General features: G+C 48.1%; 20 protein-coding genes. 6 read left to right on the top strand and 14 right to left on the bottom strand.

Annotation, left to right across the window (positions count from 1 at the left end):
- The first annotated feature begins 69 nt into the window (after positions 1–69).
- Together I8U23_RS01775 and lexA are read left to right on the top strand one after the other, a co-directional pair.
- Positions 70–1,155 carry a tyrosine-type recombinase/integrase gene (locus tag I8U23_RS01775; protein WP_037995373.1) on the top strand — a complete coding sequence of 362 codons (1,086 nt, stop codon included), beginning with the start codon at positions 70–72 and terminating at the stop codon, positions 1,153–1,155.
- A 117-nt stretch (positions 1,156–1,272) separates the two neighbouring features.
- Positions 1,273–1,893 carry a transcriptional repressor LexA gene (lexA, locus tag I8U23_RS01770; RefSeq protein WP_049720079.1) on the top strand — a complete coding sequence of 207 codons (621 nt, stop codon included), beginning with the start codon at positions 1,273–1,275 and terminating at the stop codon, positions 1,891–1,893.
- Positions 1,894–1,982: 89 nt separating this feature from the next.
- Here the strand turns inward: lexA and I8U23_RS01765 are convergent, their stop codons facing one another.
- The 6 genes from I8U23_RS01765 to I8U23_RS01740 form a co-directional block, all read right to left on the bottom strand.
- The gene (locus I8U23_RS01765) at positions 1,983–3,176 is read right to left on the bottom strand and encodes a pyridoxal phosphate-dependent aminotransferase (RefSeq protein WP_121874070.1); all 1,194 of its coding nucleotides are present in this window, start codon (positions 3,174–3,176) and stop codon (positions 1,983–1,985) included.
- A gap of 70 nt (positions 3,177–3,246) precedes the next feature.
- Positions 3,247–4,443, bottom strand: a complete 1,197-nt coding sequence (locus I8U23_RS01760; protein WP_037995382.1) for an acetate/propionate family kinase — start codon at positions 4,441–4,443, stop codon at positions 3,247–3,249.
- Positions 4,440–5,330, bottom strand: a complete 891-nt coding sequence (locus tag I8U23_RS01755; protein WP_255347191.1) for a 3-hydroxyacyl-CoA dehydrogenase family protein — start codon at positions 5,328–5,330, stop codon at positions 4,440–4,442. Before I8U23_RS01755 ends, I8U23_RS01760 begins: the two co-directional genes overlap by 4 nt.
- Before the next feature lie 21 nt (positions 5,331–5,351).
- A complete protein-coding gene (locus I8U23_RS01750; RefSeq protein ID WP_232335412.1) occupies positions 5,352–6,860 on the bottom strand; it encodes an AAA family ATPase in 1,509 nt (502 codons plus the stop codon).
- On the bottom strand, positions 6,853–7,386 hold the full coding sequence (locus I8U23_RS01745) for a hypothetical protein (RefSeq protein ID WP_037995393.1): 534 nt from the start codon (positions 7,384–7,386) through the stop codon (positions 6,853–6,855). Before I8U23_RS01745 ends, I8U23_RS01750 begins: the two co-directional genes overlap by 8 nt.
- A 121-nt stretch (positions 7,387–7,507) precedes the next feature.
- On the bottom strand, positions 7,508–8,146 hold the full coding sequence (locus tag I8U23_RS01740) for a hypothetical protein (RefSeq protein ID WP_198050641.1): 639 nt from the start codon (positions 8,144–8,146) through the stop codon (positions 7,508–7,510).
- Positions 8,147–8,344: 198 nt separating this feature from the next.
- Here I8U23_RS01740 and I8U23_RS01735 point away from each other — a divergent pair, with 198 nt between their 5' ends.
- Positions 8,345–8,542, top strand: a complete 198-nt coding sequence (locus tag I8U23_RS01735) for a hypothetical protein (protein WP_198050640.1) — start codon at positions 8,345–8,347, stop codon at positions 8,540–8,542.
- Between the two features lie 92 nt (positions 8,543–8,634).
- Here the strand turns inward: I8U23_RS01735 and I8U23_RS01730 are convergent, their stop codons facing one another.
- The gene (locus I8U23_RS01730; RefSeq protein WP_232335411.1) at positions 8,635–9,933 is read right to left on the bottom strand and encodes an amidohydrolase; all 1,299 of its coding nucleotides are present in this window, start codon (positions 9,931–9,933) and stop codon (positions 8,635–8,637) included.
- A gap of 68 nt (positions 9,934–10,001) precedes the next feature.
- Positions 10,002–10,904 (bottom strand): non-homologous end-joining DNA ligase, encoded by a 903-nt coding sequence (ligD, locus tag I8U23_RS01725; protein WP_062842988.1) that lies wholly within the window; start codon positions 10,902–10,904, stop codon positions 10,002–10,004.
- Positions 10,905–11,241: 337 nt separating this feature from the next.
- Between ligD and I8U23_RS01720 the strand changes: the two genes are divergently transcribed.
- Both I8U23_RS01720 and I8U23_RS01715 read left to right on the top strand, forming a co-directional pair.
- Positions 11,242–11,457 (top strand): hypothetical protein, encoded by a 216-nt coding sequence (locus tag I8U23_RS01720; RefSeq protein WP_062842987.1) that lies wholly within the window; start codon positions 11,242–11,244, stop codon positions 11,455–11,457.
- 77 nt (positions 11,458–11,534) lie between these two features.
- Complete coding sequence (locus I8U23_RS01715; RefSeq protein WP_198050639.1) at positions 11,535–12,476, top strand: ATP-dependent DNA ligase; 942 nt, start codon at positions 11,535–11,537, stop codon at positions 12,474–12,476.
- 55 nt (positions 12,477–12,531) lie between these two features.
- Here I8U23_RS01715 and nagB read toward each other — a convergent pair whose 3' ends face one another.
- Together nagB and nagA are read right to left on the bottom strand one after the other, a co-directional pair.
- On the bottom strand, positions 12,532–13,269 hold the full coding sequence (nagB, locus tag I8U23_RS01710; protein ID WP_049720139.1) for a glucosamine-6-phosphate deaminase: 738 nt from the start codon (positions 13,267–13,269) through the stop codon (positions 12,532–12,534).
- Positions 13,270–13,272: 3 nt separating this feature from the next.
- Positions 13,273–14,460: an N-acetylglucosamine-6-phosphate deacetylase gene (gene nagA, locus I8U23_RS01705; RefSeq protein ID WP_049720068.1), complete on the bottom strand. Its 1,188-nt coding sequence runs from the start codon at positions 14,458–14,460 to the stop codon at positions 13,273–13,275.
- Positions 14,461–14,742: 282 nt separating this feature from the next.
- On the opposite strand from nagA, the gene I8U23_RS01700 reads away from it, so the two are divergent.
- On the top strand, positions 14,743–15,927 hold the full coding sequence (locus tag I8U23_RS01700; protein ID WP_049720067.1) for a CynX/NimT family MFS transporter: 1,185 nt from the start codon (positions 14,743–14,745) through the stop codon (positions 15,925–15,927).
- A gap of 54 nt (positions 15,928–15,981) precedes the next feature.
- Here the strand turns inward: I8U23_RS01700 and I8U23_RS01695 are convergent, their stop codons facing one another.
- The 4 genes from I8U23_RS01695 to I8U23_RS01680 form a co-directional block, all read right to left on the bottom strand.
- Positions 15,982–17,310: an APC family permease gene (locus I8U23_RS01695; protein WP_049720066.1), complete on the bottom strand. Its 1,329-nt coding sequence runs from the start codon at positions 17,308–17,310 to the stop codon at positions 15,982–15,984.
- A gap of 155 nt (positions 17,311–17,465) precedes the next feature.
- Entirely contained in the window at positions 17,466–17,903 is a 438-nt protein-coding gene (locus tag I8U23_RS01690) for a pyrophosphohydrolase domain-containing protein (RefSeq protein WP_049720065.1), read from the bottom strand.
- 23 nt (positions 17,904–17,926) lie between these two features.
- Positions 17,927–18,970 (bottom strand): ribonucleotide-diphosphate reductase subunit beta, encoded by a 1,044-nt coding sequence (locus I8U23_RS01685; protein ID WP_240790227.1) that lies wholly within the window; start codon positions 18,968–18,970, stop codon positions 17,927–17,929.
- Between the two features lie 12 nt (positions 18,971–18,982).
- Complete coding sequence (locus tag I8U23_RS01680; RefSeq protein WP_198050724.1) at positions 18,983–21,148, bottom strand: ribonucleoside-diphosphate reductase subunit alpha; 2,166 nt, start codon at positions 21,146–21,148, stop codon at positions 18,983–18,985.
- Positions 21,149–21,395 lie beyond the last annotated feature (247 nt).

The raw sequence follows: 21,395 nt of genomic DNA, 5'->3' as shown, positions 1-21,395 counted from the left end.
TCAAATAACCTTCCATTCTTTATGGTAGAATAATGACACTGACTTTCAGGAGCAGGAGGTTGATTCGGCTTGAAACCGGTTTTTAAATCACGTAAACTGCCAGAAAATATCAATCGGATCATCTCTCAGTTTCCTGCAGAAGTGCAAGAATTTTTTCTCGAGATGATCAGCGCCGAACGTTCAAAACAAACCATTGCAAATTATGCCTATGATTTTGCACTCTTTTTTGATTATCTTGATTCCATCAACAAAACGATCGATCAAGTGGATTCGATGATCATCAAACGTTTTTTCCGGCAGATTGAAAACGGCTATGAACGAACCGTACATATTTTAAGAAAGAAAAAAGACCCGAAAACCGGGAAAATCAAGGAGGAGTGGATCACCCGGACACACTACCGGGAAAACTCCCAAAGTGGCAAACAAAGAAAGCGCGCTTCGTTGCGCTCTCTCTTTCGTTTTCTGGTCAAAACCCATGTGCTGAGCCAAAATCCAATGGCAGAATACGAAGATGCTTCATTGAGAAGCCGTTCGCGCCAAAAAGTTCCTGTCTTTCTGACCAAAGAAGAGGCCCTGCGCCTTCTTCACGCCGTCAAAACGTACCATCAAAAGAAAAACACCAAAAGCCCGGAATGGATGGAAAGACGCGATCTGGCCATTCTTCTCCTGTTTTTAAACACCGGGATGCGGGTGTCCGAGCTGATTCAATTAAATCTGAACAGCATCCAGTCCGACGGCGAAGTCATGCGGGTGATCATCTTGGGCAAAGGCGGAAAAGAACGGATGCTCAAATTGAATGAGACGGCCAAACAAGCGTTGAGAAATTATTTGTCCGTCCGCCCCGAAAACAAAGCAGATCGGGAACATCAGCAAGCCTTGTTTCTCAATAAGAACTATCAGCGCATCAGCCGGAAAGGAATCTCGGATATTATCAGCAAATACGTGCGCGAAGCCAACCTGCCTCCGAAGGCAGCCTCCATTTCCCCTCATAAACTGCGCCATACCCTGGCCACCCTTCTTTTGTCCAACGGGGAAAACCTGCGGGTGGTGCAAGAAATTCTGGGGCATTCCAATATTCAAACCACCCAGATCTATACCCATGTCATCAATACGGAAAAGGATGAAGCGCTCGACCGGCTGGATCAAATGTTATAAACTGTGTTTTAAGAACAAACATTCTGCAAATGTTTGTTCTTTTTCCATTGTTCATGTATACTAATAGAAGATATGTCGATGTGGAGCGGGTGAATGTGATCAAAGGGGGATGAAAACGTGGACAAACTCTCACCCAGGCAAAAAGCCATTTTAGACTATATCCAAAAAGAAGTGGCCGAAAAAGGATACCCGCCTTCCGTCCGGGAAATCGGCGAAGCCGTGGGTCTTGCCTCCAGTTCCACCGTGCATGGACACCTGGCTCGTCTTGAAAAAAAGGGATATATCCGGCGTGACCCGACCAAACCCCGTGCCATCGAGCTTTTACACCGCCCTGAAATCTATACCAAAGGCGTGGAAACCGTCATGGTCCCGCTGGTCGGTAAAGTGACGGCGGGCGAGCCGATTACAGCCATTGAAAATATCGAAGATTATTATCCGCTTCCAAGACGGCTCGCCGGACAAGATGATCCCGTTTTTCTCCTGTCCGTGCGCGGGGACAGCATGATCAATGCCGGAATTTTGGACGGGGATTATGTGGTCGTGCGTCAGCAACCAACCGCCGAAAACGGCGACATCGTCGTGGCCATGACTCCTGAAGGGGAAGCAACGGTCAAACGGTTTTTTAAGGAAAAGGATCATATTCGTTTGCAACCTGAAAATGACACCCTTTCGCCGATTTTATTGCCCAGTGTGAAAATCCTCGGCAAAGTGATCAGCTTGATTCGTGAAGTTTTGTAATTCATGCGATGCTTACAAGGATTTTATCTGTCAAAAAAATATTCTGATGGATGGCAAAAAGGCTGTTGACCGTGGTCAACAGCCTTTTTTCATGCCTGAGATTGGGAAACGAACCGTTCGATCCGGTCCAAAGCCTTTTCCAATTGTTCCAATGAGGTGGCATAAGAAATACGGATATGATCTTTGGAACCGAAACCGGAACCCGGAACAACGGCAACCCGTTCGGTTTCCAACAAATCCGCCGCCCACTCATCCGGGGTTTTGTAACGGCCGCCGGAGTTTTCGAGCGCTTTACGGATATTGACAAACGCATAAAACGCGCCCGCCGGCTTCAGGCAAACAAAGCCCGGAATTTTGTTCAAGCGGTCCACCACGTAATCTCGGCGTTCTTTGAAAGCTTTTTTCATTTCTTGAATGGGTTCCTGTGTACCCGACAAAGCTTCCAAAGCGGCATATTGCGCAATGGAAGTGGGATTGGATGTGCTGTGGTCGGAAATTCCGTTCATGGCTTTGATCAGCGGCTCCGGACCCGCAGCAAATCCGATCCGCCATCCGGTCATGGAATAAGATTTGGAAACCCCGTTGATGATGACCGTATGATCATAATAATCCGGCCCCAGACCGGCCATGCTGACATGTTTTTTGTCCGGATCATAGATCAGATGTTCATAAATTTCATCCGAAATGATGAGGATATCCCGGTCAATGCAGACTTTTCCAATTGCACGCAACTCATCCTCCGTATAAACCATGCCGGTCGGGTTGGACGGGCTGTTTAAAATCATCGCTTTCGTCCGCGGAGTAATGGCTTCTTGCAATTGTTGAGGTGTGATCTTAAACTCTTGCTCTTCTGTTCCTTCGATCACCACCGGCTTTCCTTGGGCCAGTTTCACCTGTTCGATATAACTGACCCAGTAGGGGGCCGGGACAATGACTTCGTCCCCTTCATCCAATAAGGCTTGGAACAGATTGTAAAGCGCGTGCTTCGCCCCGACGGTCACAATAATTTGGCCGGGTTTGTAAGTCAACCCGTTATCCTTTTTCAACTTGTTTGCAATGGCTTCTTTCAGCTCAGGGATCCCGCCTGTTGCCGTATATTTGGTATAACCGTTGTCCATTGCAGATTTGGCAGCTTCAATGATGTGTTCCGGTGTGTTGAAATCCGGTTCACCGGCTCCCAGGCCAATCACATCATGCCCTTGTTGTTTCAAGGCCTTTGCTTTGGCAGTAATCGCAAGTGTCGGCGACGGCGCCAACTGTTGCACACGTTTTGAAAGCTTCAAGATCGGGCCCTCCCATGTTCAGCAGTCTAACAATCTATCTCACTATTATCCATCTTATCATGAACATGCCTTATTGAACCAGTGCTTGTGTTTCTCTGGCAATCATCAGTTCTTCATTGGTCGGAATGACAAGAACATCCACTTTGGACCGCTGCGTACTGATCCGGCGCTCTTTTTTGCTGCGTTCAGCATTTAATGCCGGATCCAGTTCCACGCCAAGGAAGGTAAGCCCTTCGCACACTCTTTCCCGGATCAAATCAGCATTTTCGCCGACCCCGGCGGTAAAGAGAATGGCATCCACGCCGTTCATGGCCGCAATATAAGCCCCGATGGTCTTTTTGATTTTATAGACATACATGTCAATGGCCAGACGCGCGTAATCATTTCCGTTCTCCATGGCTTCGGTCACTTCGCGCATATCCCCGGAAATTCCGGAAATCCCCAGCAACCCGCTGTGCTTGTTCATCATGGAATTGACTTCGGCAAGGGTCAAATCTTCTTTTGTAATGACAAAAGGAACGATCGCCGGATCGATATCCCCGCTGCGTGTTCCCATCATCAAACCTTCCAGTGGTGTCATCCCCATGCTTGTATCCACCGATTTTCCGTTTTGAACAGCAGTAATGCTGGCTCCGTTCCCGATATGACAAGAGACAATTTTCAGTTCATCCAGCGGACGACCGAGGAATTTGGCAGCCTGTTCCGAAACATATTTGTGCGAAGTCCCGTGGAAACCATAACGGCGAATTTTATGTTTCCGATACAAGACATAAGGAAGCGGGTACATGTAGGCATAATCGGGCATGGTTTGATGAAAGGCCGTGTCAAAAACGGCAACATGGACGGCATGCGGAAGTTGGGCTTGGGCCGCGTCAATGCCGAGCAGGTTCGGCGGATTATGCAAAGGAGCCAAATCGATGGTTTCCCGGATGGCCCGGCGCACATCGTTGTCGATCACCACCGAGCTGGAGAAGTTTTCTCCCCCGTGAACAACGCGGTGCCCGACGGCCGCCACTTCTTCAGCGCTTTTGATCACGCCATCTTCCGGATCCATCAACAAATCAAGCACTTTTTTCATACCGACCCGGTGATCCAGAATCTCGCTGGCAATCACCAGTTCTTCTTTCTCCGGCACCTGATGTTTGATAATCGAACTTTCCGTCCCGATTTTTTCAACCAATCCGGTGGCCAAGACGGACTCGTCCTTCATGTCAAACAGCTGGTATTTAATGGATGAACTGCCACAGTTGATGACTAAAATCTTCATTGCTGCTCCTCCTTGTCGATACGTTCACCGTCTTCATCATACCGGAAAAATCCTTCCCCGGTTTTCACTCCCAAATGCCCGGCACGAACCATTTTTTTCAACAGCGGAGCGGGACGATATTTAATATCGCCAAATTCACGGTAAAGGCGCTCCAATGCCGCCAAAATCGAATCCAAACCGAAGTGATCCGCCATTTCCAACGGACCCTTGTCGAAGTGATATCCGATTTTCATGGCCCGGTCAATGTCCTTCTCGCTGGCAACCCCTTCCATCAAGGTATAAATCGCCTCGTTGATCAAAAGAACAATCAGACGGGTGGTGACAAAACCAGGAGATTCGTATACTTCAACCCCTTTGATTTCCAGTTTCGGCAGCAACCCCATCACGGTTTCCACGGTTTCTTGAGAAGTTTTTAAGCCGCGTACCATCTCCACCAACGGTGTCCGGGGAACCGGATGCACAAAATGAAGACCAATCACATTCTGAGGGCGATTGGTCGCAGCCGCAATCTCCGTCAAACTGAGGGTCGATGTGTTACTGGCTAATACGACTTCAGGACGGCACAGTTTATCACATTGTTCAAAGACTTGAATTTTCGTCTTCATGTCTTCGTAAACGGATTCAATCACAAAGTCCGCTTCTTTTAACACATTCATGTCACTGGTGACATGTAAACGGGAAAGGGTCATTTTCTTTTCAGCAAGCGTAATGCCCCATTTCGACAATTTCTTGTCTAGGCTCATCTCAATAGAGTCGTACGCTTCTTTGGCCAATTCATCGTTTTGTTCGATAATGGTGGTATCAAAACCTTTGGACGCAATCAATTCGGCAATGCCACGTCCCATGGTTCCGCCACCGATGACTGCGATGTTTTGTATGCTTGCCACGATAAGTACTCCTTTCATCTTTTACCTAACTTGATCTATTTTAGCAGTTCTTGCAGCATATTTCTTTAACATTTTCCGAAAATCGTCACCAGATAACACTTCTTCTTCTAATAAAATGCGCAATGCATCCTGAAACATGAAGGAAAATTGCACAATGTCGTTCAAAGTTTCCCGATACAGGTTATCCAATATTTTCTTGGCTTCCGTGTACATATCTTGTTTGTCCGTCCACTCGGGGTGAATGATTCCGAGCCCCGACAAGCCGGCTTCAATCAATTGCCGGGCATAACGGTAAGCTTGCTCATAATCGTTCTTGGCCCCGGTGCTCTTTTGGCCGTAAACATGTTCCTCCGCAGCCGCTCCGGCCAAACAGACACGGATGCTTTCTTCCAAATCCTCCCGGGTATACAAAAGCCGGTCCTGTTCCGGTTTTTGACGCACATAACCCAGGGCTTGCCCGCGGGGAGTCAAAGTGATTTCCGAAACGGAACCGGGTCTTAACCGTTCCGAGACAATCGCGTGACCCATTTCATGAACCGCCACCCGTTCTTTTTCCTCTTCGCCGGCTTCCCGGTCGGTTTGCTCCCCCATCAGCACTTTGTCAATGGCGGATGCAAAATGCGCTTGTCCGATTTCGGTTTGCTTGTCGCGCAAAGCGTAAATGGCTGCTTCATTTGTCAGGCTTTCCAATTGTGCACCGGAAAACCCGAAAGTTTCGGATGCGATTTTTTCCAATGACACATCCGGATGCAACGTTTTGTTTCTGGTGTGCAATTGAAGAATCTTTAACCTTGCTTTTTTATCCGGCAAATCCACCTGGATATGCCGGTCAAACCGTCCCGGACGAAGGAGTGCCGGATCCAAGATATCTTTCCGGTTGGTCGCCGCTACAATCAAAAGCTGCACATCCTGATCGGACCGGATCCCGTCCATTTCCGTAAGTAGCTGATTGAGCGTTTGGTCATATTCACGCTGTTGGCCGCCATCCCGTTTCCCGCCGATGACATCAATTTCGTCAATAAAGATAATGGCGGATGACTTTTTGTTTTTCTTGGCTTTTAAACGGGCGTTTTCAAACAACGAGCGAACGCGTTTCGCCCCGACTCCGACATACATTTCCACAAATTCACTGCCGGAAGCGCTGACGAAAACCGAGTCCGTGTAGTGGGCAGCCGCTTTGGCCATCAGCGTTTTCCCTGTTCCGGGAGGGCCGGTGAGCAAAATCCCCTTGATCGGACGAATTCCAAATTGAGCGATCTTTTTCCGGTCGATCAAGAATTGAAGGGCTTCCTTCAACTCATTTTTGGCCCGGTTTTGACCGCCGATCTCGTCAAAATCAACAGTGGGAATCACTGATGTTGTTTTTTTTTTTTCAAAAATCTTTCCTGTCCTTTGCGCCATGCGGGAACGCTGAAAATAAACCATTCCTCCGATCGCCGCCAAAACCAAAACCGGCAGCGGATCGACGCCCAGATATAGAAGAAAAATAACGAGAGCCGCACCGGCTCCCGCCAAAACCGGCTTAATCAACACTGTCGCCTCCTTTCTGCGCAGAATTGACATGCATCACACGGGTTAAATAATGATCTCCGTCATAAAGCAAAATATAAACAGCATCTTCATTCATTTTGACGCCATAACCCAAATGGTACTGGTCCGCCCATTTCCCGATGGTTTCAGGAATTTCGGTAAATTTTTGCGTTTCCAAGCCTTCCCGGATCCCAAAGATCATTTGATCCCAAGCAACCAGCAACTTCTCATTGGGACGGTCTTTCCATTTCACATGAAGAGAACGGTGTTTGTTTTTTTCCTGAATCCGGTGGATTAAATCCGGAACCTCTCTCGTGAAGACCTTTTGATCGGGACGGGTCATTTCCAGTTCAATTTCTATATCAGATGGATAAACATCGATTTTCCTTATCGTCATCCCCGGTTGTTTTTCAATCATGGAAACAACCGGTCTTTTCACCAGCAGCTCTCGGTATCCCCAAAAACCGCCAAACAATAAAACAAGCGTGACCAGGCAACTGATGAAAATGATTTTTTTATTTTTCACACGCCACGCTCCTTTCTAAAGCGACATACACAAATACATAAAAAGTATAACATTTTTTATATACTATCGTATTGACAATCCATTCCAATAAAATAGACAGCATTCCTAAGAAATGCTGTCTTTATTCTTCAATCTCATAAATCAAAGTTTGTTTGGCTTGATTCTTGTCATGCACATGCAATACCATTTGTTTCAAATCCATTTGAGGTTCGGTGTAAATCAACTCATAATAAATTTCCATCTCTTCATAAACCGGAAATAACACTTGTTCGGACTCGGCATTGACGCGCTGTTTGAAATTACGGGTTAACTTCGCCGAATCGACGGATACTTTCATCCATTTTGCATCCGGATTCTTTTCAATCTCTCCATAAACCTGTCCGATAAACCGCAAATGATCTTTCAGCGAAACCAATCCGGCTTGTTCCTGTGTCATTTCTTCCTTTTTTCCTGAATGGAATGCCCAAACCTTATCCTTTTTTCTTTCCATGACTTTGTTGCCCTGCGCATCCAAAATCACACAATTTTCTCCGTTTTGCTTTCCTTTGTACTCTTCTTTTTGTTTCGGATTTTGTATTTGCAAACGAAACGCGTAATTGTTTTTTTGCTCCGCACGGTGGATCAGGTGCTGAAGTTCTTGCTGAAGCCGGCTTTGCTCCGCACGCTTGATTTCCGCCGGAGAAGGCTTGTTCGCTTCCGTCCCGCAACCGGAACAAAACCACAACAGGGAAAACAACATAATGCAACAGACCGGTTTCATGCGACCCCTCCTTTCAACATACTTACGTCATTTCCTTGTTTTTTATCCCGAAAAGAAAAAATGGTTCAAGAACCGTTGGATCCTCAAACCATTTCATGACAAAAGCCGTCCGCCGGGAATTTTGCGGACGGGCAAAATGTGCTAATCATAAACGGGTTATCTCCGGTGATACTAACACCAACAAGGGAGGTGAAGGCAATGACAACCCCTTCCCTTTATCCCGATTGGGTTTACAAAGAGTTACAAAACCGGTTGACCGAAGAGGAATGGAAACAGCTGTCCACCTTTTTACCCGCGGAGACATGGGCTTCCCCTGCTGCTCAAAAACGGGAATGGCAAGAAAGAAATACAGACATTCCCTTGCGCTTCCAATTGGATATTGATATGGAAATTTGATTTGTTCTTAGTATGACTTAGAAACTCCTGCCTATTCCCCTTCGCCAACTCTCTTTTCGCTGCCAATGATGCCAATAATTGGCGGCTTTTTCTTATAAGATCTCCTGAATGGCCTGATTGGCTTCATATTTGACTTTTTCTTCATCCATGGTCAGCAATTCCCGGTTTCGCATGACCGGTTTTCCATCAATGTAAACATCCCGCACATCATTTCGGTTGGCCGAATACACAATATGCGATACCACATCATGCAAAGGCTGCATATGGACCCCCGACAAATCCAACACCACAAAATCCGCTTTCTTTCCAACTTCCAAGGATCCGGTTTCTTTTTCCAAAAAGGCGCATTCCGCACCGTACAAGGTAGCCATTTTCAATGCCGTCATTGCGGGAACCAGCACCGAATTTTCATGAACGCCTTTATGGATCATCGCTGCGATATGCATTTCTTCAAACAGATCCAGATTGTTGTTGCTTGCCGCCCCGTCCGTGGCCAATCCGGGACGGATGCCTTTTTCAAGCATTTTCGGAATGGGAGCAATGCCGCTTCCCAGCTTCAAATTGCTTTCCGGGTTGTGAGCGACTTTAACATCATAAGAAGCAAGAATATCGATCTCCTCATCCGTCACATGCACGGCATGCGCCACCAACGCAGGCTGATCAAAAAAGCCCAAACGGCGTAAATGTTCCACCGGACGGACACCGTAATCCCTCACATTTTGTTCCACTTCTTTCGCGGTCTCCGACATATGGGTATGCAGTGGCAATGAGAGTTCGGCTGCTTTTTCCACAAATTGGCGGATGTAATCCGGCGAACAGGTGTAAGGTGCATGCGGCGCCAGCATGGTGGTGATCCTTCCGCCTGCTTGTCCGTTCCAATCCTTGGCGAATTGCACGGCTTCATTCAGTTTTTGTCTTTGTTCTTCTTCACTGCAAAGCCCGATGGATCCGCGGCACAGCCGGGCGCGCATCCCGGATTCCATCGTGATTTTCGCCACTTCTTCCATATGGTCATACATATCCACAAAGCAAGTGGTGCCGGATTTAATCATTTCCGCGACTGCCAAGGCCGTTCCGGCCGAAACTTGTTTTGCTGTAAACTTGGCTTCCAACGGCCACATTTTTTCTTCCAGCCACGTTTGTAACGGAAGATCATCAGCATACCCTCTGAGCAACGTCATGGCCGCATGTCCGTGTGTATTGACAAGACCGGGCATGATCGCGCGTCCCCGGCAATCGATGACTTCATCATAGAAAGCCAGTTCTTCTTCTCCCGGAACCGGGCCTATATATGTAATATCGGTGCCATCCACACCCATGGCTCCTTGTTCAATCACTTCTTGTCCTTCCACCAGGGTGATGATCGTGCCGTTAATGAATATCCGTTTCAATCATTTTCCTCCTCACCATTCAAGTAAAAATGCACATCAATATTAAGATAACACGACCGATTTCCTTTTTACAGTTTGCGTTTTTCAATAAACTGAAGAATCGCATCCAATCGTTGTCTTTCACCGGATAAAACCGGTTCAAACAAATCCCCTTTTTCTTTCAAACGGTCAAAAATGTTGAGCAGCGTCCATTCCTTGGGCGAACGAAGTGTTTGGAGTTCCTCCCACTCCAGCGGCGTCGAAACCGTTGCTTCCGGCACGGCCCGCGGCGAATAGGGCGCAATTAACGTTTTGTTGTGCCAATGCTGCAGATAATCAATATAAACCTTGTCTCCCCGCTTTTTGACCAGGCGTTCCACCGTGACCAACCGGGGATGAAGTTCCGTCAAATAATGTGCGATCAATTCCCCGATTTTCCTTGTTTCTTCATAAGAGTAAACCGGTTCGATCGGGACATAAATTTGAAGTCCCGTTGCGCCGGAGGTTTTCACCAATCCGGATAACCCCATTTTCTCCAGTACTTCCTTGATCAACCACGCCACTTCCGCCACTTTTTCAAATCCGGGAGCACTGGGATCCAGGTCAAACACCAACTCGGTGGGAACCGGGCGATCCACCCGGTGAAAAGAAACATGGTATTCCAGACAAGCCAGGTTTGCGAGCCAAATCAATGTCGGGACATTATTGAGCAAAATATATTCAATATCCCCTGCCTTGCTGGTCTCTACCCAATCCGGGCGGTAAAAAGGCGCGTTTTTCTGATAAAACGAATCATGATTCACCCCGTCCGGAAAACGGATCGTTGTCAGCAAACGATCCTTGCAATAAGGCAGGAGATAGGATGCCAGACGGGCGCAATACAAAATAAAATCCCACTTTTTGATCCCTGCTTCGGGAAACCAGATTTTATCCGGATTGGTGATCTTTAATTCCCGTCCGTCAACTTGGACGTATCGCTCTTTTTCAGCCATGTGACCTCCCCGTTCAAATGCCTATTTTTCATTGGACAATGACCCGGGACGTGATAAACGCATAGTTTATAACAAACCCTGAAACCCGAGCAAACAGGAGGAATGAAACGTGTTGGAATCTGCCAATCAGCCGGTTCATGATGATTCTGCAGAATTTGTGGCATCCGGGTTGGAGCAGGAACCCATCCATGCATCTCAATTTTTCCCGGGGCCGTTTTTCGGAGCTCCCTTCATTTACCCGCGTCCCTTTTTTTATTTTGGATTTTTTCCTTTCTTCCGCCCTTTTGGACGGTTCGGCCCGTTTTAACTTCATCACCCGTTAAGGAGGAGATTTCGTATGTATCATCATGATAAGGAATGGATGGATACCGAAGAAAATGAAATTGAAACCAAACAACGGGGTTTTTACCCGCCTTTTTCACCCTTCTGGCCACCTTATTATCCCCCGTTCTATCCGGTCTATCCGCCGATTTTGTTTCCACCGTTTTCCCCGGTTTTCCGGCCTCCTTACTTTCCCCGGGACCGGCGCCGGGACAGAAGACGCGGCTATTGACGAAAGGACACTTCCCTTTTATTGGGAGGTGTCCTTTTTTAAAACCCGCAAAAAATAGGAAAAAAGGAGGCTTTCGCATGGATTTGAAGCCAATCATCCCGTTTGAACCGGTAACAACGGATGACTTCCCGCAAGGAAAACAATGGATCGCGCAAGTGAAATGGGACGGCGTCCGCATCCTGGCATACCGGAACAGAAACGAAATCAAACTTTTTAACCGCAAAAAAAATGAACGGACGTTTCATTATCCCGAGCTTCAGCATTTGGATCAATCCTTAAGAGCCAAATCGGCAATATTGGACGGGGAAGTCATCGCATTAAAAGACGGGAAACCTTCTTTTTATGAAGTGATGAAAAGAGACGGCCTTCGTAATATCGACCGGGTTCCGGCCGTGCAAAAACAAGTTCCGGTTACATATATGGTTTTCGACCTGTTATACTTGGACGGCCAATGGATCATCCACCGGCCACTTTCGGAAAGAACCGCGTTGCTTCATGAAATCTGCGAATCTTCCGGTCCTGTTCAGCTCGTCCCCTCTTATGAAGATGGAAAAGCGCTGTTTGAAGCCGTGAAAGAACACGGCTTGGAAGGAATCGTTTTCAAAGACCAAAACAGCACCTATGCCATCGGCGGGAAAGATCACCGCTGGCAGAAGAAAAAAAATATGCAAGATTTGATTGCGGTGGTGGGGGGCGTCGTTGTACGCGATTCCGTGGCCCGTTCCCTTCTGCTCGGATTATATGATGAAAAGGACCGGCTTTGGTATATCGGACACGCAGGAACCGGCAAATTGACTCACGAAGATTGGAAAACGCTGACCCGCATGATTCAACCTGTTGTGCAGGAGAACATGCCTTTTGTCAATCCGCCTTCCCGGATGAAAAACACACTTTGGCTGAAGCCGGCCATCACGGTGAAAGTTGAATACTTGGAATGGAGCCACGGACACACATTGAGACAGCCGAGCATTCAGGCTTTCGTGACCCATCCTCCCCGCCAATGCCGCTTCGACCAATAAAAAACCCCGGCGCAAGCAGAAAACCCGCTAACGCCGGGTCCGCATGCCGGACAGCTCATCCACGGTCGTCCAGGGACAAAGCCTCTTCATCGGCAATGATGGTGACATTCGGATGTTGTTTCAAAATGGAAGCCGGCAATTCCGGGGACGGCTCGTCCATGGTAAACAGCCGGTGCAAGACCGGGGCTTTCATCTTCCCGTTGGCAAGCAAGACAATCTTTTTGCTTTTCATAATGGTCGAAAGCCCCATTGTGATCGCATGGGTGGGAACCTGATCCTTCGCATCAAAAAAAGGACGGTTGGCTTCCCGGGTCGATTCCGTCAACTTCACCACGTGGGTCTTGGAGGAAAAAGGGGTTCCGGGTTCATTAAATCCGATATGCCCATTTCTGCCGATCCCCAAAATTTGCAAATCGATGCCTCCGTGTTCTTCGATCTCCCGCTCATAACGCACACATTCCTCTTCCGGATTTTTTGCCAAGCCATCCGGAATATGGGTTTGGCCGACAGGAATATCGATATGGCGAAAGAGATGTTCCATCATGTAGAAGAAATAACTGGTTGCATCCTCAGGTCCCAACCCGACATACTCATCCAAATTGAAGGTGGTGACATGCCGGTAGGAAGTACCGTTTTGCCGGTGGTCCGAAACCAGTTTTTCATAAACACCGGTGGGGGTCGCGCCGGTCGCAAGTCCCAGCACGGGAGACTCCGTTTCCTTTACAACCCGGATGATTCGTTCAGCCGCCAGATCACACATTTCTTCATAGTTTTGTACACGGACCAGTTCCATCATTCATTCCTCCTGTGTCTGTTGATACGCAAACTCGCCGCGGCAGATCGTGAGGTAAATTTCCAAGTCGGGATTTAACACCACCAGGTCCGCATCTTTGCCGACCCGGATACTCCCTTTGCGATCATCCATCTTTAATTCTTTGGCCGCGTTGGAAGCGGTCATTTGGATCACTTCTTCCATGGTGCACCCGGTATATTCGATCATATTTTTTGCAGCATCCTTCATTTTTAAAATGCTTCCGGCCAACGTACCGTCTTCCAAGCGGGCATCCCGGTCCGAGACAAAGACCTTTTGTCCTCCCAGATCATAATTGCCCCTCTTCATGCATTTGGCACGCATGGCATCAGTGATCAGCAAAATCCGGTCACTCGTGATTTGCTGGTAAGCCAGCCGCACGCTGCGCGGATCGATATGGATCCCGTCCACAATCATTTCCACATTCAATTCTTTACGTAACATGGCCGCGCCGGCGACACCGGGCTCCCGGTGATGAAATCCGCGCATGCCGTTAAAAAGATGGGTGACGTGGGAGATACCGGCTTCGATTCCTTCCATCACTTGATCATAGGTGGCATCGGAATGGCCGATGGAAGCAATGACCCCCGTCTCCTTCAAATAGGCAGCCAGTTCATACCCGCCCGGTTCTTCCGGGGCCAATGTGACCAATTTAATGGTTCCGCGGGCAGCCTCCTGCCATTTTTTAAACTGCTTTACATCGGGTTCCAAGATAAATTCCAACGGTTGCGCGCCTTTTCGCTTGGCATTGACAAACGGCCCTTCCAGATGAACCCCCACGCATTCTGCTTTGCCCGGGGTTTGATGATGCTTTATATATTCCGCGGCATTTTTCAGCGCCTTTTCAATGTTCTCCGGTGACTGAGTAATCGTTGTCGCCAAAAATGCGGTTGTCCCTTCCCGGGCCAAAGCAACCGCCATTTGATCCAATGCTTCCGGCGTGGCATCCATCACATCAGCCCCGGCGGCACCGTGAATATGGACATCAATCATTCCCGGAACCACGGTTCTTCCTTGGACATCCAGCACGGACCCGCCGGAAGGAGGAACATCATCGTCCATGGTGCCGATCGCCGATATTTTATCCTTTGTCACAGAGATAAAACCGTTTGGTATCAAACCGTTTTCAGCATAAATCTTTGCATTGATCAAGGTCCACGTAACTTCGTTCATATGAATAACTCCTTTGTTCTGCTTGTCATTCTAAAGTTTAACGCTGTCTATCCCATCCGTCCATCGGATGGCAATGTCCGTTCATATCAGATACCCGGCCCGAATAAAGCACGCCGCTTTTTCATTGCCAGTTTGCATTATCTTTGCTAAAATATCTTCCAATCAATAAACCCTTTTATCTTTTCATATTTCCAGTCGACTTGTAAAGAAGATGGCGGTCTCTCATGCCATCTTTTCTTTTATCTTCACCTTGTCAATGTCAACGAAAAAGGAGTCCACAGCATGAATCAGCCATCATCGGTGAAAAAAGCCATTTTAATTGCAGGGATTGTTTTTGTTGCATTTAATTTGCGCCCTTCGATCACTTCCGTCGGGCCCGTGATTCATTCGATTCGCGCCGATCTGAACATCTCCAATGGAACGGCCGGATTTCTCACCACTTTGCCGTTGATTGCTTTTGCCCTGCTGTCTCTTGTGGCCCCGCTTTTATCCCGCAAGTGGGGAAATGAGCGAACCATCTTCATCGGGCTTTTCACACTGGTATGCGGCATTCTTATCCGTTCGGCCGGAACGGTGTTCACCGTCTTTTTCGGCACGGTTTGGATCGGAGTCGGAATTGCCATCGGAAACGTGCTGCTTCCCGGGATCGTAAAAGAAAAATTTCCGGATCAAGCCGGCTGGATGACCAGCATTTACACCACTTCAATGAACACCTTTGCCGCCATCGGATCAGCTGTGAGCATTCCGCTGGCGGATGCGTTGAACGGGGGATGGAAATCCTCTCTTTCTTTTTGGGCATGGATGGCCGTTGCTGCTTTGTGTATCTGGATTCCCCAAGTCCGAAGCAGAGATCAAATCCGGCCGGCCAAAGCGGAACCGGTCCGGACAGGCGGCACCTTGATGTGGCGTTCGTCGCTTGCCTGGTATGTGACCATTTTCATGGGACTGCAATCCTTTCTGTTTTACTGCACGATCACCTGGCTTCCCGCCATCATGCAAAGCCGGGGATTCAGTGAAGAAACCGCAGGTTGGATGGTATCGGTCATGCAACTCATCAGCCTTCCGGCCACTTTTGCCACCCCGGTTCTGGCCAACCGGCTTTCCCAGCAAAAAGGAATCGCCTTCGCCATCGGACTGATTCACCTTTCGGGAATCATCGGTTTGTTCACCAGCGAACCGGTTCTTCTGTATATCAGTATTGCCCTGATCGGGATGGCCCAAGGTGCCAGCGTCAGCCTGGCCCTCACGCTGATCACACTGAGGACGGCTGATGCCAAAGAAGCCGCCAATCTTTCCGGCATGTCGCAATCCGTCGGGTATCTCCTTGCCGCCTTTGGTCCGATCCTGCTGGGTTATCTCTTTGATGCAACCCGCTCATGGGTTCCGTCCCTTGTGCTCCTGCTGGCAACAACGGTCTGTTTGATTCTTTCCGGACTGGGGGCCGGCCGCCGGGGTCATGTCGCATGATACGAAAAAAGAAGGTTCGCATCCTGCAGGATGTGAACCTTCTTTTTTCATGAATCAAACCTGATCCGTCGCTCTCCGTTTTAAGAAATAATAAACCGGCAGTCCAATGACCATAATGAAGATTGCACCCAATCCGCCGACCGGATCATGCTGGAGCATGCTGACAATGATGTAAATCGAACCGACAATGGCAACCAGAGGCACCAACGGGTAAAGCGGAACACTGTAAGGCCGCTCTTTCCCGCTGTTTCTTCTGCGCAAAGTAAACACGGCAAAAAAGGCAAAAATATAAAAGAGATAAATGGAAAATACCGAGATATCCGACAAACGGTTCGGATCGCTGATCAGCATGAAAACCGTGGCGATCGCCGCTTGTGAAATAATGGAAACATAAGGCGTGTGAAATTTCGGATGCACCTTGCCCAACCCTTTGGAAAACGGCAATTGGCCGTTTTTGGCCATCGCATACGGGATCCGCGGAAAAGCCATCATTTTTCCGTTCAGGCAACCAAAAATCGAAATAATGATTCCAATGGTGATCAAAATCCCGCCAAAATCGCCAAACAACGTTGTTGCCGCCGTACTTGCCGCGTTTTCACCCAACTTCACAATATCTTCTGCAGGCAACACATACAAAAGGGCCATATTGACAAGCAAATAAACCACGGTGACCCCCGCCAAACCGATAAAAATCACCTTCGGCAACAATCTGGTCGGGTTTTTCATTTCCCCGGCAACGGATCCGACCAAAATCCATCCGTCATACGCAAACAAGGTTGCCAGCACGGCCGCGCCAAAGCTGAATTCTTCCGGCTCGAAAGCCCCCGGGGTGAAGATCGACTGTTCTCCCTTCCATAAACCGAAGATGATAATGAGCACAATCGGAATCAGTTTGGCCGCCGTGGAGATGTTTTGCACCCATCCTCCATACTTCGTTCCGGTGATGTTCACCAACATCAGCAATACCACAAACCCGATCCCGATTCCTTTCAACCATGACTCGTCCAGGCCAAACAGATGAACAATCAATGAACCCAGATACAAACCCAATGCGGCAATGACCGCCGGACCGTACACCACGGTCTGCACCCATCCGCATAAATATCCCCAAAACTTTCCATACGTTTCTTCCAAATAAATATATAACCCGCCCGTTTTGGGAATTTGCGCTCCCACTTCAGCAACGGTCAGTCCGCTGGCCAATGTGATCAATCCCCCCAAAAGCCAGGCGAACAAAGCCATCTTTGCATTTCCTGAAGAGGCCAACACTTCGCCGGGTTTCATAAAAACCCCGGAACCGATGACTGTTCCGATTACAATGGATAATGCCGTAATAAATCCAATGTCCCTTTTTAAATGATTGCTGTTGTGTTCTGCGTTCATGGTGTCCTCCTTATAAAGACAAATGTCTTTTAGAGGATTATACATTATCAAGATGGGAATATGTATAAAAATAATAAAGTAACTCAATTTAGAATATATCCATAAAAAAGAAGCCGTCTCTTGTGAAGAGACGGCGCGGCGCCCGGTTCCGGCATTTAATCTTCGTGAAGGACACCCGTGGGTTCATTGGCTGGACCGTTGGCAGTTTCCATTTTTTGCTTCCGGATTACTTCCCGGATCCGCGGCTGGGGATCTTTCCACCCCGGCGGCTTGATCACTTTTCCGTCCGTTTCCCGGTAACGGGGTTTTCCATCCGGCCACAACTTGCTCATATTGGCTTCATGGACGATTTGAAAAACCGCTTCCGGCTTCACTCCCATTTCCACCAGCGTGCCCAACGCCAGGTAAATGGTATCGATCATGGCATCCGCTTGATCTTCAATGGTCGAAGCTTTGGCAAACTCGTCCAATTCTTCCTCCATCCATTTTTTGCGCTTGGCGACCCGTTCTTCGGACAGTTTCCCGGGTTGGTCGCTCACCGGAACCGAGTAAGCTTGATGAAATGCTTTGACTTTTCTCCAGGCCTCATTCATGGTCAGAATCCTTCCTATCCATATTAAAGGTCACTGAAATCCAGGTTTCCGGCTTTTGCATAGTTGGTCACTTTCTGCTCAAAAAAGTCGGTTTTGGTGGCATTGAGATTGGAGAAGCTTTCCACCCATTTCATGGGATGGGACGTGATTTCCGGATACAAAATTTCCAGTCCCAGCCGTCCCAACCGTTCATTGGCCAAAAATTTGATGTACCGGTCAATGAGGTCATTGTTCAATCCCTGAATGTGATTGTTGGTGATATATTGTCCCCAGCGGATTTCATGTTGCACGGCAGTCCGGGTCATTTCCCGCAATTCTTCAATCAATTCCGGCGTAAACAGATCCGGGTTTTCCTTACGCAACTCTTTGATCATGTTTTGGAACAACACCACATGGGTCAGTTCATCACGCTGAATGTATTTGATAATCGTTGCCGTGGCGGTCATTTTCCCGTTTCGCGCCAAGGCATAGAAGAAGGAGAATCCGCTGTAGAAGTAGAGAGATTCCAGCAAAAAGTTCGCCATGCACGTCCGGACAAAGTTTTTGTCATTCCGGTTATCCACAAACTGCTGATATAAATCGGCAATAAACCGGTTCCGTTCCAAAAGCCGCGGATCATTGCGCCATTCATCATAAATGTTTTCCCGTGTTTCCGGCGAACAAACACTGTCCAAAATATAGCTGTATGACTGGGCGTGAATCTCTTCCTGAAACGCCTGGATATTTAACAAGGAGCAAACTTCCGGCGCCGTCACATACTCATTGATGTTCGGCAGGTTCTCCCCTTGAATCGAGTCCAAAAAGTTGAGAAAGGAAATGGTTTTGTCAAAAGCGCGCCGTTCTTCCGGACTCAATTCCGCGAACATTTTGGCGTCTCCCGCCAACGGAATTTCCTCGGGAATCCAAAAGTTGTTCAGCATGGTCCGGTACAATTTGTGTGCCCAATCGTATTTAATCCGGTTCCACTCTCTCAGGTTGGTGGTGTTTCCGTTAATCATGCGTTGGGTTCCCCGTTGCCCGTGTTCATTAAATATTTTTTTTCGTTGCAATTTTTCCATTTTCTTCATTTCCCCTTCTCTTCAGGATGAACAACTGACGCATTCTTCCACTTCAATGGATTGGTTCCGGACATAGTAGATGGTTTTCAGCCCATGCTTCCAGGCATCCATATACAGCGACAAAAATTCTTTTGCCGATGTGTCGGGGGAGATATACAGATTAAACGACTGGGATTGGTCGATATGCCACTGTCTTTTCCCCGCAGCCCGGATGCTCCAATGCTGGTCAATCCGATGGGCTTCTTTATAGTACCAAGCCGTTTGGGGCGACAAATTGGGAGCCGTAAGCGGAATGACCGCCCCCCGTTTCTCCTCCACAAAATATTTGGCATAAACCGGATCAATGCCCGCCGTCGATCCGGCAATCAAGGAGGTCGATCCGGTCGGTGCCACGGCGAACAACCACGCATTTCTCAACCCGTGTTTTTGCACGTCCTTGCGCAATTGTTGCCAGCGTGGACTGGTGTAACCGCGCCGCCGGAAATACTCTCCGGTTTGCCATTCGCTTCCTTCAAAGCAAGGATAGCTTCCCTTTTCTTTGGCGATTTCCATGGACGCTTTGATCGCTTGATAAGCAATCTCTTCAAAGAGACGATCCGCTTCTTCCAGATGTTCTTCCGACTCCCATACAATTTGATGCTGAGCCAGATATTGATGGTATCCGCTCGTCCCCAAGCCGACGGCCCGGTATTTTTTATTGGTCCGTTCCGCTTGTTTGACCGGATAGATATTCAAATCCACCACATTATCCAACATGCGCATTTGAACCGGGATGATCCGCTTGATGTCTTCAAGGGATTGAATCCGTCCCAGATTCAGCGATGACAAGTTGCATACGACAAAATCGCCCGGCTTGGTTTTGGTGACGATCACACCGTCTTCCAACTCCTCGCTGATCAATTCCGTCGGGGACATGTTTTGGCAGATTTCGGTACACAGATTGGAAGAATAGATCATCCCTTGATGTTTATTGGGATTGGCCCGGTTGACCGCATCCCGGAAAAACACGAAAGGCGTTCCTGTTTCAAAAGCGCTGACCATGATCCGTTTCATGATCTCAATGGCCGGAACCTTTTGCTTTTTCAAGTCCGGACGGGCTTCACATTCCAGGTAACGTTTTTCAAACTCGCTTCCCCAGTAATCTTCGATGGAATATCCCATCACTTCCCGGATCTCGTGGGGATCAAACAAATGCCAGTCGCCACGTTCCTCCACCCGTTTCATAAACAAATCCGGAATGCAAACGCCCGGGAAAATATCATGGGCTTTCAACCGGTCATCGCCGTTATTGGTTTTGAGATTGAGAAAATCAAAAATATCGGCATGCCAGACATCCAAATAAATAGCAAATGCCCCACGGCGGACTCCCAACTGGTCAACGGCCACCGCCGTGTTATTGTAATTCCGGATCCAGGGAATCACCCCGCCGGAAGCGCCATGATGCCCGCGGATCTTGGAACCTTTGGCCCGGACTTTCCCCAGATAGATGCCGACCCCGCCTCCGTGTTTGGAAACTTGGGCCGTCGCCGAATTGGTGTGGTAGATCGACCACAACGAGTCCCCCACCGTATCGATAAAACAAGAAGACAACTGATGGAGGGGTTTTCCCGCATTGCTCAACGTCGGGGTGGCAACCGTGATTTCCAATTTGGACAAAACATCATAAAACCGTTTCGCCCACCCCACACGGTCTTCTTCTTTTTGCGCCAGATGCATGGCAATGACCATAAAACGCTCTTGCGGCAATTCCATGATCCGTCCGTCATAATCCTTCACAAGATAACGGTCTAACAACACTTTTAATCCAATGTAATTAAACAACAAATCCCGCTCTGGTTTCATGTACGATTCCAATTCATCGATTTCATTCTTTTCGTATGATTCCAACAAATAAGCACCGTATAATTTTTTCTCCGTCAAGGTATGTATCAGTGGATAAAATCCGCCATACTTCCTGGCAGACGGGTAACCGCGGTTCTGGGCCGCTTCCATGTACAACTCATGGGCCAACAAATGCGCGGCGACAAATTGCCAATCCGGCTCTTCCGCCGTTGTTTTTTCCACCGTGGTTCGAATAATGGTTTGCAACACTTCTTTGTCCGTCATATTTTCGTGCAATTGCGCTTCCGCTTCCCTCAGCCATTCTTCCCGATTCAAATGCGGAAAGCGCCGGCACGCTTCATCCATCAAATTTAGAAACGGGTTGATTTGATCCAGAGTCGTCTTCAACACAACGAACACCTGCCATTCATACTATATATAGTTGCTATCTAAGTATAACCAACACAATATATAGTGCCAAACAGCAAAAAAAAAGATAATATGACATCTGTCCGTTCGAGAAGCAAAATTCAACCCGGGATATTCCTTTTTCTCGAAGAAGCTCGGTCCCCCGGGGGTTGACAAAGCCCTGTCCGGATTGATTTCTTGTTTT

The sequence above is a fragment of the Thermoactinomyces sp. CICC 10735 genome (genome assembly GCF_016055175.1).
GTDB lineage: Bacteria > Bacillota > Bacilli > Thermoactinomycetales > Thermoactinomycetaceae > Thermoactinomyces > Thermoactinomyces vulgaris.
This window is presented reverse-complemented; position numbering and strand designations above follow the sequence as displayed.